Source organism: Pseudomonas yangonensis (assembly GCF_009932725.1).
Lineage (GTDB): Bacteria > Pseudomonadota > Gammaproteobacteria > Pseudomonadales > Pseudomonadaceae > Aquipseudomonas > Aquipseudomonas yangonensis.
This window is the reverse complement of the sequence record NZ_BLJU01000002.1, coordinates 707,747-721,993: the sequence shown is the minus strand read 5'-3', so window position 1 is coordinate 721,993 and position 14,247 is coordinate 707,747. Positions and strand designations below refer to the sequence as shown.

Genomic DNA, 14,247 nt, shown 5'->3' with positions numbered 1-14,247 from the left:
AGCGGTTTTTACCCGGCTCGGCGCTCTTGCCGGCCAGGCCGATCTGGAGTTTCGCCATGTCCTCTGCCCCCATCGCCCACCAGCAAGCCGGCAACGATCCCTATCGCTGGCTGGAGAACCGCGACAGCGAAGAGGTGCTGGCGTACCTGCAGGCAGAGAACGCTTATCTGGAGAGCGTACTGGAGCCACAGCAGGCGCTGCGCGAGCAGCTGTTCGAGGAGATTAAGGGGCGCATCCGCGAGACCGACCTGTCGCTGCCCACACCCTGGGGCGACTACCTCTATTACCAGCGCACCACCGCTGGTGACGAATATCCACGGCACTATCGCTGCCGTCGCCCTGCCGATGGTTCGCTGCAGGTCGACAGCGCCAGCGAAACGCTGCTGCTCGACCCCAACGAGCTGGCCGGTGGCGGCTTTCTTTCCGTGGGTGCATTCAGCATCAGCCCCGACCAGCAACGCCTGGCCTACAGCCTCGACAGCAGCGGCGACGAGATCTACCGCCTGTTCGTCAAGGAGCTGGGCAGCGGCCAGATCAGCGAGCTGTCCTTCGACGACTGCGATGGCAGCATGACCTGGGCGAACGACAGCCAGACGCTGTTCTTCACCGAACTGGACGACACCCACCGCCCCTACAAGCTCTATCGTCACCGCCTCGGCGAGGCCGCAGCCGAAGCGGTATTCGAGGAGGCAGATGGCCGTTTCTTCCTGCATTGCTATCGTTCCAGCTCCGAGCGCCAGTTGATTCTGCAACTGGGCAGCAAGACCACCAGCGAAGTCTGGGTGCTGGACGCCCATAACCCGCAAGACGCCTTCACCTGCCTGGCGCCCCGCGAGGAAAATCACGAGTACGACGTCGACCACGGCATGCTCAACGGCGAGTGGTGCTGGCTGATCCGCAGCAACCAGAGCGGGATCAACTTCGCGCTGTACCGCGCCACCGAGGGCAAGCCGCAGCGCGCGCATTGGCAACAGATTCGTCCACATGACCCGCAGGTGATGCTAGAAGGTGCCACGCTGAACCAGCGCGCCATCGTCCTGGCGCTGCGCGAAGGTGGCCTGCCGATCCTCGAAGTGCAGCCGCAGGGCCAGATGGCATACCGCGTGCAGCTGCCGGATGCGGCCTACAGCCTCTATGTGCAGGACAGCCTGGAGTTTCACAGCCCGGTGATTCGCCTGCGCTACGAAGCGCTGAACCGCCCCGCCCAGGTACGTCAGCTGGAACTGGCCACGGGTGCGCAGCAGGTGCTCAAGCAGACGCCGGTAGAAGGCCCGTTCGATGCCGACCTTTATGAAAGCCGTCGTCTCTGGGCCAGCGCAGCCGACGGTACGCAGATCCCGATCAGCCTGGTGGCGCGCCGCGAGGTGTTCGCCGCAGGCCAGCCGGCCCCGCTCTATCTCTACGGCTATGGCGCCTATGGCGCGAGCCTTGACCCTTGGTTCTCCCATGCGCGCCTGAGCCTGCTCGACCGCGGCTTCGTCTTCGCCATCGCCCACATACGCGGCGGCGGCGAGATGGGCGAAGCCTGGTATCGCGCCGGCAAGCTTGCGCACAAGCAGAACAGCTTCGCTGACTTCATCGCCAGCGCCGAACGCCTGATCGCCGAAGGTCTTACCACCGCCTCGCAGCTGGCGATCAGCGGCGGTAGCGCCGGCGGCCTGCTGATCGGCGCCGTGCTCAACCAGCGCCCCGAGCTGTTCGCCGCTGCCATTGCCGAAGTGCCCTTCGTCGATGTGCTCAATACCATGCTCAACCCGGACCTGCCGCTCACCGTGACCGAGTACGACGAATGGGGTGACCCGAACCAGCCCGAGGTCTTCGAGCGCATCAAGGCCTACGCGCCTTACGAGAATGTGCGCCCCCAGGCCTATCCGGCGATTCTCGCCGTGGCTGGTTACAACGACAGCCGCGTGCAGTACTGGGAAGCCGCCAAGTGGGTGGCCAAATTGCGCCGCGACAAGACCGACGACAGCCTGCTGCTGCTGAAGACCGACCTCGGCGCTGGCCACGGCGGCATGAGTGGGCGTTATCAGGGCATCAGGGATGTGGCGTTGGAGTATGCGTTCCTGTTCCGTGTGCTCGGGATAGCGCACGCCTAGGAGCGACTTCAGCCGCGATTGCCCAAGCATCGCGGCTGAAGCGGAATGCCGCCCAGCCGCTCCTACAGGAAAACGACGCTCAGTCCTGCTTGCGCTGCCCTTCCAGCCCCTGGCTGTTGCGGCGTATCTGCTCGTCCAGTTGCGGGATCGGCTGATCACCGTTGGAGCGAGGCGCACCGGGCAGGGGCTGGCCCTGAGGCGGCGGAAGAAGGGGCGCCGATCCCTGGCGCTTGATCGGTACGGCGGTCGAGGGCTGGCCATAGGGCTGTGGCGTCGCCGTGCCCGGCGAGCCGGCCTCCGGAGCTGACGGCATGCGCGTGGGCTGCTGCGCCCATGCCAGCGTGGCGACGCTGGACGCCAGGATCATCGCGGCAAGAATAGGGATACGCATGATGGCTCTCCTGCTCGACAGGCTTTCGTTCTATTCTGGCAACACCTGCCCACCAACGTTCCAGCGAATCGCTCCATGAATCCGACCAGCAAGCTCGACAAGATTCTCGCCGAAGCCCAGCAACGCCGCGAAACCAGCTACCGGGAAAAGGCGCTGCGCATGTACCCACACATCTGTGGCCGCTGCGGCCGCGAGTTCAGCGGCAAGCGCCTGAGCGAGCTGACCGTGCATCATCGCGATCACAATCACGACAACAACCCGGAAGACGGTTCCAACTGGGAGCTGCTGTGTCTGTACTGCCACGACAACGAACACCAGCGTCAGGTCGACTTGCACTACCAGAAGGAAGAGGCCGCCAGCGCGGGCTCCGGCAGCAAGGTCACGCACAAGGGGCTGGCAGGTTTGGCCGCACTGCTCGGCCAGGCGGACGCTAAAAAGGACTGACTGCGGTCCGTAGGAGCGAATTCATTCGCGTTCGCGGCTGAAGCCGCTCCTACGGAGTCGGTAGCGTGCGCCAATCCGAGGGCAACCAGGTTGCGCGTGGACAGCTGCGCGTCATGCTTGGCGGCTCTCAACGCTGCGGAACGTCCCCGGCAGCGGGATCAGGCGTCACGGCCCTGTAGGAACGAATTCATTCGCAATTCGCGGCTGAAGCCGCTCCTACGGGACTGCACCAGGACTCAACGCAGCAAGCGTGTATCCAGGGTTTTCGACGGGCCGCCGATGACGTTCTCGGTAATGTCGACGAAGTCCTTGGTGCTGACCCGGTCCAGACGCATCAGCCCACGGGTGACGTCGTCCAGCGAGAGATTGCCCTTGTCCTTGGTCTTCTGGCGGATTTCCCGGTCCAGCTCCTGCAACAGCAGCACGGCACGGGCGGTGACCTGGCCGCTGGCATTGTCGGTGCGCAGGCTGTTGACCGGCTTGCTCCAGCGAATCAACTGCTCGCGGATCTTCTGATAGCGGTCTTCGCTGATGCCACCGGCACGGCGCATCAATTCGATGGCGTAGTATTCGGCCAGGCCTTCGGCGATCCAGTCACTGCGATCACGGCCATAGATCCGGCCGAACACATGCACCAGCTCATGCACCAGCGAACTGGTGCCGTTCTCGCTGACCAGTGGACGGTCGGCATGCATGTAGTAGGAGTTGGCCGCCGACAGGCCGCCGCGCCACATCGGATCGCCAGCACCGACGATCAGCAGTTTGTCCGGATCACGCGGGAACACCTGCTGCATCTGCGGCCAGACGAAGGTCAGGAAGGTCATGATATCCATGCGCCGCATGCCCTCACCGACTGGCGCGGAAATGGCGACTTCGGTATCACCCAGGCGCGTGCGGCGGGTACCCAGCTTGCCGGCGAGCATCCAGCCGGTCGGGCGATCGAACTTGCGCTGCGGGTTGTCGATACGAAAACGATTCTTGCCGATGCGCGGCCAGCCGGTTTCCACGCTCTTCCAGCCCTTGGGCAACTCAAATTGCAGGCGCGCTACCAGCTCGGTCTTGTCACGCTGATCGAGCCTGGCCGCGGGTACCAGATCATCACCGCGAAACAGCGCCCAGTCCTCGGTCATCCTGGCGTCGTAACGGCCGGGCTTGCGCTCGTTGTCGATCAACACACGATAGCTGAGCACGCTCTTGCCCTCGCCCGGTTGCCACTTGCCTCGCCCGGCAACCTCCTGCGACCACTGACCATCGGCCTTGAAGTCGCTGAAGCGTCCGTCCTCGCCAAGATTGAAATCGAGGCTACGCACGCGCTCGCCCTTCTCCAGCGTGATGCTGACCTCGGCCTGATTGCTCTCGGGCAGAAAGCGCACGTGGTAATCCAGATCGACCTTCTGCGCGGCGGCAACGGCCGGCAGGCTCAGAAGCAGCAGAGACGCGTACAACGGCAAGCGAAGGGACATCGAGCAACACTCCTGATGCGTGACATGGCGGCATATGACCGCCGCGCCACAGAGCAAATTCCATGGGCGGAAGACAGATTTGCCACGAAGCTGCGCGGCAATCAACCCGCCCGGAAAATCAGATGATCTTCCCAGTCCTCTTCGGCCACGCTGTTCTCGCTGAGCATACGTCCCGACTGGGAAATCCGCTCGGCATGCACCGCATCCGGATCACCGCTCACCAGGTGATGCCAGTGCGGCAGATCCTTGCCTTCACTGACCAGACGATAGGCGCAGGTCGGCGGCAGCCACTGGAACTGATCGGCCTGCGCCGGCGTGAGCTGGATGCAATCGGGCACATGCTTGACCCGGTTGGGATAATCGCTGCACCGGCAGCTCTGCAGGTCCAGCAGTTTGCAGGCGATACGCGTGTAGTAGACGGCGCCGTCGTCCTCGTCCTCGAGCTTCTGCAGGCAGCACAGGCCGCAACCGTCGCACAGCGATTCCCACTCGCCCGGGTCGAGCTGGGCGAGCGTCTTGCGTTTCCAGAAGGGTTCGAGGTTGGCGGCCATGAGAGCAGTATGGACTCAGGTGGAAAAAGCGCGGCAGTCTAGCTCGGGCGGCAGGTGCGGCCAAGCGGCACTGGCCCAACGGCATCAGTAACCGCGGGCGAAATCCACTTCACCACGTAGCGGCTTTCCCGTTTTCCAGCGCGTCAGGTTGTCGGTGAACAAGTCGCTCATCAGCGCCGGATCGGTGGGCGCCGAGCTGTGGCCGGTGAGCAGCAGACGCGGCGCCGTCCAGAACGGATGGCCTGGCGGCAGAGGCTCTTCGCGGCACACGTCGATCACTGCACCCGCCAGCTGATGTCGCTCGAGCGCGGCGACCAGGTCGGCGTCGACCACCGCGACGCCACGCCCGGCGTTGATCAGCACGGCCTCTTCACGGAAATGGGCCAATAGCTCGGCATCGTACAGATCGCGGGTTGCCGGCGTGTCCGGCAGCAGGTTGATCACATAGTCGGCCCAGGTGATCAGCCGTGGCAAGCCGTCCATGGCTGCCACTTCGGCAAAAGGCGCCTGCTCTCGGGCATGGCTGGCAACGCCACGCAGCTCCACAGCGAATGGCTGCAGAAAAGTGGCCACGGCCTGACCGATATCGCCACAACCGACCACCAGCACCCGGCGCCCACGCAAGCTACGCGGCAGGCTGTGATCCCAACGCTGCTCGACCTGCGCCGCCAGCCGCGCGAACAGACGCCGCTCGTGGGCCAGCATATGGCCGAGCACGTATTCGGCCATTGCCTGGCCAAAGATGCCAACGGCGCGGCTCAGGCGATAATCACGCGGCAGGCCCGCCGCCAGCAGCGGCGTGATGCCTGCCCAGGTCGACTGCAGCCACTGTGGACGCAGCCCTGCGCGCAGCAAGGGCGCGAGCAGGTCAGGCTGCCCCAGCCACAGGTCACATTCGCTGGCGAGCGTATGCAGCTGTTCGGGCTGCGTGCTGGCTACCAGCTGCAGCTCGGGACAGGCGCTACGAATGCGTTCGGCATAGAACACATGATCATCTTCTGCGATCAGCAGGCGCATGCGTCAAACCGGGTCGTTACGACACAGCAATTCGTCAGGCAGGTGCTGAATGTAGTCTTCTTCGGGCGGCGGCATCTGCAGGTGATAACCCTGCTTATCGAGATTCTCCAGCACCGTGGCGATGTCTTCCCGCGCCAGTTGGCGCTCCGGGCTGAGCACCAGATCGAAGGCGTGCGCGGGCGGACCGAATACCGCGAGCAGGCCCTCAGGCACGCGGGTCAGGGCCTCGGCCTTGAGTACGTAGAGGTACATCTCGTTCTTGCGCGGGCTCTTGTAGATGGAACAGATGCGTTTCACGCGGATTCTCCTTCAGCGGCCAGGCAGTCCAGAAGAGCCTGACCCATCAACTCCCGGCGCCAGCCGCGCAGGGAATCGGGCAATTGGTAAGGGCCATTGGGAAAGCCGCTTTTCAGCAGGGCCTCCAAAGTTTTCTTGCGCAGCATCAGCTCGGGCACGATATCCAGGCGCTCGCCCTCGCGCTGGCCGACGGCGCGAAGCTTCTTGAGCAGCGCCGAGGCTTCGACCGGCAACGGCTCGGGCAAGGTCTCGGGCCATTGCTCGGGTGGCAGTGCCGCGGCCTCGCGAATCAGCTTGAGCAGGGTTTCGCCATCCTGGCGCACGGTCTTCGGATGCATGTCCTCGATACGCGCCAGCGCCACCAGGTTATCCGGCTGGGTACGTGCCAGCGGCCACAGCGAATGCTCGCGCAGCACGCGATTACGCGGCTGATTGCGCGCCCTCGCCTCGCGTTCGCGCCAGGCGCACAGGGCGCGCAGCACCGCTTGTTGCTGACGCGACAGTTTCCAGGCCAGCTTGGCCTCGCGCCAGGCGTCCTCCGGTGCCACTTCACGGCTCAGGTTGGCCACCAGTTCGGCACCGTCCTCCAGTACCCACTCGACCTTCTGCGGCGCCAGGCGGGCCATCAGCGCACGGTACACCTCGACCAGATGCAGCACGTCTTCGGCGGCGTAGCGCACCTGCAGTTCGGACAGCGGCCGCTGCAGCCAGTCGGAGCGGGTTTCGCCCTTGGGCAGTTCGATATCGAGCAGCGCCTGCACCAGGCGCGAGTAGCCCATGGAAAAACCGAGGTTGAGATAACCGGCCGCCAGTTGCGTATCGAACAGCGGCGCCGGCAGGCTGCCGCTCAGGCGCAGAAAGACTTCCAGATCTTCACTGCAAGAATGCAGCACCTTGACCACGTTCGGCGCTTCGAGCAGCACAGCGAAAGGTCGCCAGTCGCTGATGCGCAAGGGATCGATCAGATAGGCGCCGTCGCCGCCGCTGACCTGCAGCAGCCCGGCGATGGGGTAGAAGGTGTCGACGCGCATGAACTCGGTGTCCAGCGCGACGAAAGGCAATGCCTGCCAGGCGGCGCAATGCTCGGCCAGGCTGGCGTCGTCGAGAATCCAATGAATGTCGTTAGCCACGCGGCTCTCCCATGAACAATGCCGCGCAGTATATATGCCCAGGCCTTCGCACGGGGCGCGGCCTGCCGCCGATCAGCGGAACTGTGTAATCTGTGCCGCGCACCACCTCCGACACGGAAGAACAACAATGCTGAAGAAACTGCTTGCCCTGCTCGTCATGCTGCTGGCCGCAGCGGCTGGTTACCTGGCCCTAACGCCCAGCCCGATCGATCCGCTGCCCTGGGACGCGGCGCCGGCCCCGGCGATGACTGGCGTGCTGGAACCCAACGACACCCTGATGAAGGCCGAGCTGCTGGCGCGCGGCCAGGTCCATGGCCCCGAGGATACCGCCGTGGATGCCGAGGGCCGCGTCTACGCCGGCCTGCATGACGGGCGCATCGTCCGCGTGCTGGCAGACGACAGCCTGGAAACCTTCGCCGAAACCGGCGGCCGCCCGCTGGGCATGAACTTCGATGCCGATGGCAACCTGATCGTCGCCGACGCCTACAAGGGCCTGTTGAGCATCGACCCGCAGGGTGCGATCAAGGTGCTGACCACCGAGGCCGACGGCCTGCCCTTCGCCTTCACCGATGACCTGGATATCGCCAGCGACGGTACCATCTACTTCAGCGACGCCTCCTCGCGCTTCCAGCAACCGGACTACCTGCTCGATCTGCTCGAAGCACGCCCGCACGGACGCCTGCTGAGCTACAACCCGGCCAGCGGCGAAACCCGCGTTCTGCTCGATGGCCTGTTCTTCGCCAACGGCGTGGCGCTGTCGGCGAACGAGGACTTCGTGCTGGTCAACGAGACCTATCGCTACCGCATCACCCGCTACTGGCTCAAGGGCGACAAGGCCGGCCAGCACGACATATTCATCGACAACCTGCCTGGTCTGCCGGACAACCTGCAGGGCGACCGCAAGGGCACCTTCTGGGTGGCGCTGCCCACCCCGCGCAAGGCCGACGCCGACTTCCTTCATCGCCACCCCTGGCTCAAGGCGCAACTGGCCAAGCTGCCGCGCGCGCTGTGGCCGAAAGCGATCCCCTACGGCTTCGCCATCGCACTCGATGAACAGGGCAACATCGTTCGCAGCCTGCACGACACCAGCGGCACGCATCTGCGCATGGTCACGTCGGTGAAGCCGGTAGGGGATTACCTCTACTTCGGTAGTCTGGACAACGACCGCATCGGTCGCCTGGAACTGCACTGACGAAAAAAGCCCCGGATAACCGTAATGCTGTTCACTTAAGCGGCGGTTGGGCGCGATCAGTCTCCTCGCCCCTCTGGGGAGAGGGTTAGGGCGGGCCGCGTTCGGAGAGGGGGGCCGGCAGACTTGCGGCGATTTCAGCCCTCTCCCCCAGCCCCTCTCCACTAGGCGTGCCCCCAATAAATGGGAGAGGGGAGCAAAGCGCGCACAACCTTATGTGAATACCATTACCGGATAACCGGGGCTTTCTTTTATCGCGAAGTATCGAACCTCAGACCACACCCTGGGCCAGCATGGCATCGGCGACCTTGACGAAGCCGGCGATGTTGGCGCCCTTCACGTAGTTGATGCGGCCATTCTCTTCGCCATGGTGCACGCAGGCATGGTGAATGTTCTGCATGATGCCGTGCAGACGCTCATCCACCTCGCCGGCGCTCCAGTGCAGGCGCATGGCATTCTGGCTCATTTCCAGGCCACTGGTGGCCACGCCACCGGCGTTGGAGGCCTTGCCCGGCGCGTAGCAGATACCGGCCTCGACGAACAGGTCCACCGCTTCCAGGGTCGAGGGCATATTGGCGCCTTCGGCCACGCAGATGCAGCCGTTGTTCAGCAGCGCGCGGGCGTTGTCGCCGTCCAGCTCGTTCTGCGTCGCGCAGGGCAATGCGATATCGCACGGCAGGTCCCAGGGGCGCTGACCGGCGAGGAACTGCAGACCGTAGTGCTCGGCCATCTCGCGCAGACGACCACGGCGCACGTTCTTCAGATCCATCAGGTACAACCACTGCTCATCGCTCAGGCCACTCTCGATATGCACAGTGCCTTCGGAGTCGGACAGCGAGATGACGCGACCACCCAGCTCCATGACCTTCTGCGCCGCGTACTGGGCGACGTTGCCGGAACCGGAGATGGCCACACGCTTGTCTTCGAAGCCCTGACCGATGCGTTTGAGCATCTCCTGAGCGAAATACACGCACCCATAGCCGGTCGCTTCCGGACGGATCAGGCTGCCGCCGTAGCTCAGGCCCTTGCCGGTAAGCACCGAGGTGAACTGGTTGGACAGGCGCTTGTACTGGCCGAACAGGTAGCCGATCTCACGGCCACCGACGCCGATGTCGCCGGCCGGCACGTCCAGGTCAGCCCCGATATGGCGGTACAGCTCGCTCATGAACGACTGGCAGAAGCGCATTACCTCGCCCTCGCTCTTGCCCTTGGGGTCGAAGTCCGAACCGCCCTTGCCGCCACCCATGGGCAGCGAGGTCAGCGAATTCTTGAACACCTGTTCGAAGGCCAGGAACTTGAGCACGCCCAGGTTCACCGAGGGGTGGAAGCGCAGGCCACCCTTGTAGGGGCCGATGGCGCTGCTCATCTGGATGCGGTAGCCGCGGTTGACCTGCACCTGGCCACGGTCGTCGACCCAGGGCACACGGAACAGAATGGCGCGCTCGGGCTCGACCATGCGCTCGAGAATGCCGGCATCGCGATAACGCGGGTTGGCCTCCAGAAAGGGCCAGAGGCTGCGCACTACCTCTTCCACCGCCTGGTGGAACTCCGGCTGATCGGGATCGCGCTGTTTCAGGCGCGCCAGGAAAGAATCGACGGACAACGACATGCGGCACCTCGACACCACAGAGACAAAGTGGCCGGCACTCTAGCAGGCAGCAAAGCACCAAAACAGATCAGAATGTCGCTTTGATGAAACTTTTTAGTGCATTGACCTGAGAAGAAGCATCCAACTCCGCATTTTATGGCGCTTAATAAAGGTTAAGGCACGCACCAAAATCAGCCTCGCTGCGCACAGTTTTCGATCACGCCCGCCACTTCGAGGCCCGCTTCCGGTGCGGCTTCGGCGCCCTGCAACAGCATCTCCATGCTCTGCCGTGTGTCAGCCATCAGGGTAGCGAGGCGTTCCCGATCATAGCGACTGGCGTCGATCGCAGAGCCGATGAGCAACTGCACCGGCTGATCGAGATTCAGGCGCCAGGTGCGCGCCGGCAGTACGTGGTGAATACCGCGAATGGCCACCGGTACGATCACCGCTTCGGTGTCCAGTGCCAGGTGGAAGCAGCCCTTTTTGAACGGCTGCAGGCGGCCATCGGCCGAACGCGTTCCCTCCGGCGCGGCCCACAGCACGACGCCGCTCTCCATCATCTGGCGGGCGCGCTGCAGATCACGCCTGGCCTGCTGCGCATTGTGCCGATCCACCGAGGGGAACTCCGCCGCACGCATGGCACGGCCAAGAAAGGGAATACGGTACAACTCGCTCTTGGCCAGCATGCGAATCGACCCGGGCATGGCAACGAAACTCGCTGGAATGTCGTAATGGCTGGAGTGCGTACAGAGAATCAGGTAACGCCGGCCATCATTGAAATCCGGACACTGGCCGTGCACCGTCATACGCATGCGCACCAGCCGCAGCAAGGCCGCAGACCAGGCACGGGTATAACCGTCTACATGCTCGCGGCGCAGCCGGCCGATGGCGGCACGCCCAATCACCAGCAGGCAGAAATACAGCGTCACGCTCAGGGTCCCCAGCACCACGCCGACGCGGCGGGCCATATTCGCGCTACGGGCGATGGGTTGCAGGCTCAGCATGAAACGGCTCCTTACTAATCTGAAGATCGATCCGGGGGCAGGGCGTGGGCTAGGCGCTATGATGCTGGCAAACCTTGCCAGGACACAGGAGGCAGCATGCCACTCGCTCAGCTGATCAGCACGGAACACCTTCAACGACGTCAGGAGCAGGACAATCTGGTAGTTCTGGATTGCCGCTTCGCCCTCGAAGACCCGGCCTATGGCCGTCGCAGCTACCTTGACGGGCATATTCCCGGCGCCTACTTCCTCGATCTCGAGCAGGACCTGTCCGCCCCGGTGATCAAGGGCGTAACCGGGCGCCATCCGCTGCCGGACCCCAGCGCACTGGTGGAACGCCTGCGCAACTGCGGCCTGCGGGCAGACAGCCAGGTAGTGCTGTATGACGATGGTCCCGGCGCCTTCGCCGCGCGGGCATGGTGGCTGCTGATCTGGCTCGGCAAGCGCGATGGCCTGTACCTGCTCGACGGCGGTCTGAAGGCCTGGCGCGAGGCCGGTCAGGAACTGACGATTGCCCCACCGGAGAGCGCCCCCGGTGATTTTTCGGCGCAACCCGACAGCAACCTGCTGCTGAGTGCCGAACAACTGGCCCTGCGCCTGGGCAATCCGGATCTCACCCTGCTCGACGCCAGAGCACTGCCGCGCTTTCGCGGTGAAGTCGAGCCACTCGACCCGGTCGCCGGACACATTCCCGGAGCGCAATGTGCAGCCTTCACCGACAACCTCGGAGCCGATGGCAAATTTCTTTCGGCGCAAACGTTGCGCGAGCGCTTCGACAAACTGCGTGGTGACCGCCCGCTGGAAAACCTGGTGGCCTACTGCGGCTCCGGAGTCACGGCCTGCCACAACCTGTTCGCCATGAGCCTCGCCGGGTATCCGCTGGCGCAGTTGTATGCGGGCTCCTGGAGTGAATGGATCACCGATCCGTCACACCCGATAGCCACCGGCGACTGACGCAGGGTTTTAAGCACCAATCGAAATATGCCCAATAACTCAAATCTGGAATCAATTTAAAAACAGCCCTTTACAGCTGAAATATCGCACTAGACTTGAAAATGAGCGGCTAACCCCGCTCCCGGTGGGGCCTTTATCGAAGAGACACTAGAAAAGCTGCCACGCGCCCGGCCCCACCGGCACCCTCCGCGAGGATGTCATGGGAATAGCCGCCTGCGATCTCAGCCAGCATGTGATCCGCCCTACCCTTCTCTATCTGCAGCGTCATAGTGCCACGGCCGAAGCCTTGCTACTGGGGGCTGCGGCCTGTCAGTCGGCACTCGGCAGCGCTTTGGACACCCCACAAGGCCACGGCCTGTATCGCATCAGCGAGCAGCGCCACCAGACCCTATGGGATCGGCATCTAGCCTTCGATCCAGAACTTGCCAGCCGTGTCCGCGGCCTCGCCAGCCAGCACGCCTTCCTCGAAGCACCGCACTTGGAACTCACGGTCAACCTGCGTTACGCCACAGCCGTCGCCTGGCTGCTGGTGGAGGCCGAACACCTCGAGCTGCCAGACGCCGACGACCTGCTGGCGCTGGGTCGGATCTGGTGCCGGGTTTTTCAGCCACAAGGTCGTCAAGGTGACTTTCTCGAAGCCTGGCAGCGCTGCATCGAACCGGTAAGCCGGGTAGCCTGACCAATCCGTCAGAAATACACCGGATGAAGTTCTGCACAAATCTACGCCAATTGTCCGACAATACGCTCTATTTCGGGAACTTCAGCGTCTTGGCAAGGGTCAGGAAAAACTGTAGCGTGCCCCCCTCGCCTCACCAAAGGAGCTTCCCCGTGAGCAAACGTCTTCTCAAGACCGGTCTGGCCGTCGCCATTGCCGCCACCTCCAGCCATGGCTTCGCCAGCGGCTTCGCCCTCAACGAACAGAGCATTTCCGGTATGGGCACCTCCTTCGCCGGGCGCTCGTCGTCCGCCGACGACGCCAGCACCGTGTTCGGTAACCCGGCCGGCATGTCGCGCCTCAAGCGCGACGAGATCTATGTCGGTGCCGCGGCGATCCATGCCAAGAGCGATATCAGCCACGCCAGCGCCAACGCAGGTCCCTTGGCGCTGTCCGGCAGCAATGACGGCGATATGGTGCCGACGACCGGCGTACCGATGGGCTACTACGTCAAGCCACTGGACGACAAGGTCGCCTTCGGTCTGGGTATCTACGTACCGTTCGGTCTGATGACCGATTACGAGAGCAACTTTCAGGGGCGCTATCACGCCGATAAAAGCTATGTACGGGTAATCACCGTGCAGCCGACCTTGAGCTATCGCTTCAACGACAAGCTGTCGGTCGGTTTCGGCCCCACCTTCAACCATATCGAAGGGGAGCTGACCTCCTCGGTGCTCAACCCGCTGAGCCCCGGCAGCAACGACGGCAAGGTGAAGGTCAAGGGCGACGACACTGCCGTTGGTTTCAACGTCGGTGTGCTCTACGAGTTCACCCCCGGCACCCGTGCCGGTCTGACCTACCATTCGCGCGTGAAGTACGAGTTGGAAGGTGATACCCGCGTTTCCGGCAGCGGCGTTCTGGCTGGCGTAGCTGGCAAATACGACGCCAATCTCGACCTGACCACCCCCGAGTCGGTGGATATGTCGATCACCCACGATCTGACCGATGTCCTCACGCTGCACCTCGGCAGCACCTGGACACGCTGGAGCCGCTTCAAGGAAATCCGCGTGGAGAATGACTCGGCGACGCTGCCAGCCAACCTCTCCACCATCGTCGAGGAGCAGAACTGGCACGACACCTGGGCCCATGCGATCGGTCTGTCTTACAAGCTCAATCCGCAGTGGACGCTGCGTACCGGGGTCGCCATCGACCAGTCACCGACCAACAACGTCGACCGCTCGCCACGCGTGCCGTCCGGCGACCGCACCATCTTCAGCGTCGGCGCGGGCTGGAGTCCGAACCAGGACATGACCATCGACCTGGCGTACTCCTACCTGCAGGAAGAATCGGTGGACGTTAACCACGCCAGCGATACCCGTGGCACCTACCGCGCACGTTACAAGAACAGCGCACACGGTCTGGGTGCTTCGCTCAGTTACCGCTTCTGATCGGATCCGGAACACGGCCA

The 14,247-nt window shown here is 63.6% G+C and carries 14 protein-coding genes; 6 read left to right on the top strand and 8 right to left on the bottom strand.

Going from position 1 to position 14,247, the window contains the following annotated elements; genetic code table 11:
* The first annotated feature begins 56 nt into the window (after positions 1-56).
* Positions 57-2,099 carry a S9 family peptidase gene (locus GYB81_RS05125; RefSeq protein WP_161866311.1) on the top strand — a complete coding sequence of 681 codons (2,043 nt, stop codon included), beginning with the start codon at positions 57-59 and terminating at the stop codon, positions 2,097-2,099.
* A 79-nt stretch (positions 2,100-2,178) separates the two neighbouring features.
* On the opposite strand, the gene GYB81_RS05120 is transcribed toward GYB81_RS05125, so the two are convergent.
* A complete protein-coding gene (locus tag GYB81_RS05120; protein ID WP_161866312.1) occupies positions 2,179-2,490 on the bottom strand; it encodes a hypothetical protein in 312 nt (103 codons plus the stop codon).
* A gap of 75 nt (positions 2,491-2,565) precedes the next feature.
* On the opposite strand from GYB81_RS05120, the gene GYB81_RS05115 reads away from it, so the two are divergent.
* On the top strand, positions 2,566-2,934 hold the full coding sequence (locus GYB81_RS05115) for a YajD family HNH nuclease (protein ID WP_161866313.1): 369 nt from the start codon (positions 2,566-2,568) through the stop codon (positions 2,932-2,934).
* Between the two features lie 236 nt (positions 2,935-3,170).
* Here GYB81_RS05115 and GYB81_RS05110 read toward each other — a convergent pair whose 3' ends face one another.
* The 5 genes from GYB81_RS05110 to rnd all read right to left on the bottom strand — a co-directional run bounded on the left by GYB81_RS05110 (position 3,171) and on the right by rnd (position 7,392).
* Positions 3,171-4,397: a hypothetical protein gene (locus GYB81_RS05110; protein ID WP_161866314.1), complete on the bottom strand. Its 1,227-nt coding sequence runs from the start codon at positions 4,395-4,397 to the stop codon at positions 3,171-3,173.
* Between the two features lie 101 nt (positions 4,398-4,498).
* A complete protein-coding gene (locus GYB81_RS05105; RefSeq protein WP_161866315.1) occupies positions 4,499-4,948 on the bottom strand; it encodes a YcgN family cysteine cluster protein in 450 nt (149 codons plus the stop codon).
* A gap of 84 nt (positions 4,949-5,032) precedes the next feature.
* Entirely contained in the window at positions 5,033-5,965 is a 933-nt protein-coding gene (locus tag GYB81_RS05100; protein WP_161866316.1) for a D-2-hydroxyacid dehydrogenase, read from the bottom strand.
* Between the two features lie 3 nt (positions 5,966-5,968).
* Positions 5,969-6,262: a YcgL domain-containing protein gene (locus GYB81_RS05095; protein ID WP_024308684.1), complete on the bottom strand. Its 294-nt coding sequence runs from the start codon at positions 6,260-6,262 to the stop codon at positions 5,969-5,971.
* The gene (gene rnd / locus GYB81_RS05090; RefSeq protein WP_161866317.1) at positions 6,259-7,392 is read right to left on the bottom strand and encodes a ribonuclease D; all 1,134 of its coding nucleotides are present in this window, start codon (positions 7,390-7,392) and stop codon (positions 6,259-6,261) included. The genes GYB81_RS05095 and rnd overlap by 4 nt, the downstream gene beginning before the upstream one ends.
* A 127-nt stretch (positions 7,393-7,519) precedes the next feature.
* Here rnd and GYB81_RS05085 point away from each other — a divergent pair, with 127 nt between their 5' ends.
* Positions 7,520-8,584, top strand: coding sequence for an SMP-30/gluconolactonase/LRE family protein (locus tag GYB81_RS05085; protein ID WP_438810697.1), 1,065 nt, complete (start codon positions 7,520-7,522; stop codon positions 8,582-8,584).
* A gap of 268 nt (positions 8,585-8,852) precedes the next feature.
* Here the strand turns inward: GYB81_RS05085 and gdhA are convergent, their stop codons facing one another.
* Together gdhA and GYB81_RS05075 are read right to left on the bottom strand one after the other, a co-directional pair.
* Complete coding sequence (gene gdhA, locus GYB81_RS05080) at positions 8,853-10,190, bottom strand: NADP-specific glutamate dehydrogenase (RefSeq protein ID WP_161866318.1); 1,338 nt, start codon at positions 10,188-10,190, stop codon at positions 8,853-8,855.
* 170 nt (positions 10,191-10,360) lie between these two features.
* A complete protein-coding gene (locus GYB81_RS05075; RefSeq protein ID WP_161866319.1) occupies positions 10,361-11,173 on the bottom strand; it encodes a lysophospholipid acyltransferase family protein in 813 nt (270 codons plus the stop codon).
* Between the two features lie 96 nt (positions 11,174-11,269).
* Here GYB81_RS05075 and GYB81_RS05070 point away from each other — a divergent pair, with 96 nt between their 5' ends.
* The 3 genes from GYB81_RS05070 to GYB81_RS05060 all read left to right on the top strand — a co-directional run bounded on the left by GYB81_RS05070 (position 11,270) and on the right by GYB81_RS05060 (position 14,227).
* Positions 11,270-12,124, top strand: a complete 855-nt coding sequence (locus tag GYB81_RS05070) for a sulfurtransferase (RefSeq protein WP_161866320.1) — start codon at positions 11,270-11,272, stop codon at positions 12,122-12,124.
* 199 nt (positions 12,125-12,323) lie between these two features.
* Positions 12,324-12,803 (top strand): hypothetical protein, encoded by a 480-nt coding sequence (locus tag GYB81_RS05065; protein ID WP_161866321.1) that lies wholly within the window; start codon positions 12,324-12,326, stop codon positions 12,801-12,803.
* A 149-nt stretch (positions 12,804-12,952) separates the two neighbouring features.
* On the top strand, positions 12,953-14,227 hold the full coding sequence (locus tag GYB81_RS05060) for an OmpP1/FadL family transporter (protein WP_161866322.1): 1,275 nt from the start codon (positions 12,953-12,955) through the stop codon (positions 14,225-14,227).
* Positions 14,228-14,247: the final 20 nt, after the last annotated feature.

Bases quoted from the DNA above. Each gene is read 5' to 3' on its own strand.
- GYB81_RS05125 (WP_161866311.1), top strand. From the start codon at position 57: ATGTCCTCTGCCCCCATCGCCCACCAGCAAGCCGGCAACGATCCCTAT.
- GYB81_RS05120 (WP_161866312.1), bottom strand. From the start codon at position 2,490: ATGCGTATCCCTATTCTTGCCGCGATGATCCTGGCGTCCAGCGTCGCC.
- GYB81_RS05115 (WP_161866313.1), top strand. From the start codon at position 2,566: ATGAATCCGACCAGCAAGCTCGACAAGATTCTCGCCGAAGCCCAGCAA.
- GYB81_RS05110 (WP_161866314.1), bottom strand. From the start codon at position 4,397: ATGTCCCTTCGCTTGCCGTTGTACGCGTCTCTGCTGCTTCTGAGCCTG.
- GYB81_RS05105 (WP_161866315.1), bottom strand. From the start codon at position 4,948: ATGGCCGCCAACCTCGAACCCTTCTGGAAACGCAAGACGCTCGCCCAG.
- GYB81_RS05100 (WP_161866316.1), bottom strand. From the start codon at position 5,965: ATGCGCCTGCTGATCGCAGAAGATGATCATGTGTTCTATGCCGAACGC.
- GYB81_RS05085 (WP_438810697.1), top strand. From the start codon at position 7,520: ATGCTGAAGAAACTGCTTGCCCTGCTCGTCATGCTGCTGGCCGCAGCG.
- gdhA (WP_161866318.1), bottom strand. From the start codon at position 10,190: ATGTCGTTGTCCGTCGATTCTTTCCTGGCGCGCCTGAAACAGCGCGAT.
- GYB81_RS05075 (WP_161866319.1), bottom strand. From the start codon at position 11,173: ATGCTGAGCCTGCAACCCATCGCCCGTAGCGCGAATATGGCCCGCCGC.
- GYB81_RS05070 (WP_161866320.1), top strand. From the start codon at position 11,270: ATGCCACTCGCTCAGCTGATCAGCACGGAACACCTTCAACGACGTCAG.
- GYB81_RS05065 (WP_161866321.1), top strand. From the start codon at position 12,324: ATGGGAATAGCCGCCTGCGATCTCAGCCAGCATGTGATCCGCCCTACC.